This is a genomic window from Paraburkholderia sp. SIMBA_054, assembly GCF_046534875.1.
GTDB classification, from domain to species: Bacteria; Pseudomonadota; Gammaproteobacteria; order Burkholderiales; family Burkholderiaceae; genus Paraburkholderia; species Paraburkholderia hospita.
Window position 1 is genome coordinate 1 of record NZ_JAWRXV010000532.1, and the last position, 297, is coordinate 297.

1 protein-coding gene is annotated in these 297 nt (G+C 61.3%); it reads right to left on the bottom strand.

Annotated features, from left to right (window positions below; translation table 11 throughout):
• Positions 1–71: 71 nt before the first annotated feature.
• On the bottom strand, positions 72–297 hold a 226-nt coding region (locus tag SB822_RS56215; protein ID WP_410858994.1), incomplete at its 5' end, for a hypothetical protein.

The following is a 297-nucleotide window of genomic DNA, read 5'->3' on the forward strand; positions in this document are numbered from 1 at the left end:
CGACATCGCACGAGCACCGGGAACCTTGGGCGCCAGCCCCGCGCCGAGCATATTGGATCGACCCGTTCCCGTCACGTGTTCCGCGCCAGGGGCCTGGCAAGCCGATTCCCTGTTCTTGCCAGCAGGGAAAATCCAACGCGCTCTCCAAACTGAAACTCCGCGATGGGATGTCCCCGCAAGTTCAAGATGCAGCAGACGCTTCCCTTTTCTTTTCGTTCTGGCCACGTCACGGAAAACTCGGCCTCTTCGGTCGGAAGCGCGAACTCCGGGGCCATGACATACCGGGCCGGATTCTTG